Here is a 725-nt window from a genome sequence, read left to right on the forward strand (position 1 = left end):
TGCAATTCACCCGACGCGGCTGATCGAAGACCTCAGCTTTCGCACCGAACTGACGGTGCGCGAGTTGCGGCGGCTGGAAGGGCAAGACAGTAATGTCGGTGCGACCGTTGCCTTAATCAGTATTCTATCCGGCGAACCGGCGGAACTGATCGACGCCCTCGATTCGAAGGATTATTACAAGATTCAGGAGTTTCTGCTCCCTTTCTTGAAGGATTCGCTGGGGGATGGCATGATTTAGTCGCCGATCTCGCCGCCGTCTTCCACTGGCCGCCCTCGGAACTGGAAGCGCTCACGCTTACCGACCTCCGCTTCTGGCACGGCATCGCTGCGGCCTACCACGCCCGGCAAGGATAAGGGTTTGGGGAGGGGAAACCCTCCCCAAGCAGTCGCCTCTTGTGATCCCCTCACCCCAGAGCCAAGGTTCGGCAGAAAATTCGCACCACGCTGGCGGCGACCAAGGGCGATCCGGCGGCGATTGCCGGGGTTTTTTCCGAACTGTTTCCGATGCTGAAGCTATGCTTCACGGCTTTTTCATCTCCGCTAAGATTTTTGCTTCGATCTCATCGAAAAGTGTTAGGCAGCGGCTTGTATCGACCAGAAAAGCCTCGTCCATTCTGCGCACGCGATCCTTATTAAATTCTTCTGTTTCGTCTGCATAAGCGCCATAATCTCCAAATGAAAAGGAGACTAATGCAGCGAGTTTCCCCGAAATGTATCTGCAGTAA

General features: G+C 55.0%; 2 protein-coding genes and 1 pseudogene. 2 read left to right on the top strand and 1 reads right to left on the bottom strand.

Annotated features, from left to right (window positions below; translation table 11 throughout):
- A partial coding sequence (locus tag VZ95_RS19340; protein WP_045777315.1) for a phage tail assembly protein occupies positions 1 to 238 on the top strand: 238 nt, incomplete at its 5' end.
- 11 nt (positions 239 to 249) lie between these two features.
- Positions 250 to 354: pseudogene (locus tag VZ95_RS27570) on the top strand (GpE family phage tail protein); the annotation flags it as partial.
- A gap of 166 nt (positions 355 to 520) precedes the next feature.
- On the opposite strand, the gene VZ95_RS26155 reads toward VZ95_RS27570, so the two are convergent.
- On the bottom strand, positions 521 to 725 hold a 205-nt coding region (locus VZ95_RS26155; protein ID WP_198148417.1), incomplete at its 5' end, for a hypothetical protein.

It is taken from the genome of Elstera litoralis (genome assembly GCF_000963705.1).
In the GTDB taxonomy this organism is placed as follows: Bacteria; Pseudomonadota; Alphaproteobacteria; order Elsterales; family Elsteraceae; genus Elstera; species Elstera litoralis.